This window comes from Campylobacter coli LMG 9860 (assembly GCF_000254135.1).
Taxonomy (GTDB): Bacteria; Campylobacterota; Campylobacteria; order Campylobacterales; family Campylobacteraceae; genus Campylobacter_D; species Campylobacter_D coli.
In genome coordinates this window covers 1-807 of record NZ_AINS01000175.1, presented here as the reverse complement: position 1 = coordinate 807, position 807 = coordinate 1, and the positions used below count along the sequence as shown (strand labels likewise).

1 protein-coding gene is annotated in these 807 nt (G+C 26.1%); it reads right to left on the bottom strand.

Going from position 1 to position 807, the window contains the following annotated elements:
• Window positions 1-65: 65 nt before the first annotated feature.
• Complete coding sequence (locus CCO88_RS10005; protein WP_002841103.1) at window positions 66-755, bottom strand: hypothetical protein; 690 nt, start codon at window positions 753-755, stop codon at window positions 66-68.
• Window positions 756-807 lie beyond the last annotated feature (52 nt).

The window sequence follows — 807 nt, the reverse complement described above, 5'->3', positions numbered from 1 at the left end:
TTTTCAAAAACAACTTCTTGATTATTGATAAATACTACATTGTTCATTTTTCCTCCTTTTTTAAATTAGTTTCTTACTTGAATATCAAGAAAAGTATTTGCTGCACGCATTGTGTTTTTAATTTGATCTTTTGTAGGCATTTTTGTACAAAAGATAGATATTTTTCTTGCGCTTATTTTTTCAATGTAATACACGCCGCAATCGCTCATGTTATCTATGATTTCATGTTCTAAAATATTCATATTTTTCCTTGTAAAAACCAAAGCCCCATTAGGAGCTTTTTTTGAGCCTTTAAGCTTTTTGATAGCAAGGTATAGTTCAGTTCCTAATTGCATTCTTGCTAAATCTTTCCGTAAAATTTCGACTTTCGGCAAAAATCCAAAGCCTATGCTTGAAGAAACTTCAAAACCTGATTTTAAGACTTTTTCTATCTTTCCTTTAAAAATCATCGATTTTAAAGATTTAACTTGTTCTCTCTTTTTTTCTAAAGAATAAGAAATTACAATACTTATAAACTTATCTTGGACTGCTTTATAATTATTTCTTTTAATTTGAACAAATTTTTTGCGTTTCTCACCAAAACGGTTATAAATAATTTCATAAAAAGAAATTTTTTCATTTGAAAAATCAGCATGTAATTTTCCGCATTTTAAAACAACTTCAAGAGCTTGTTTAAGTGCTGAAAACACTTCAGATACTTCAATATTGTAATTATTAGCAATTTGTAAAAGCTCTGATGCTCTTTTAAAATTCATTTTTTTTCCATAGCATTTTTATATAATTATATCATATAAAAATTAAAAATTT

What these genes read in the sequence shown, in the direction of transcription:
- CCO88_RS10005 (WP_002841103.1), bottom strand. Translation starts at nt 755, where the DNA reads ATGAATTTTAAAAGAGCATCAGAGCTTTTACAAATTGCTAATAATTAC.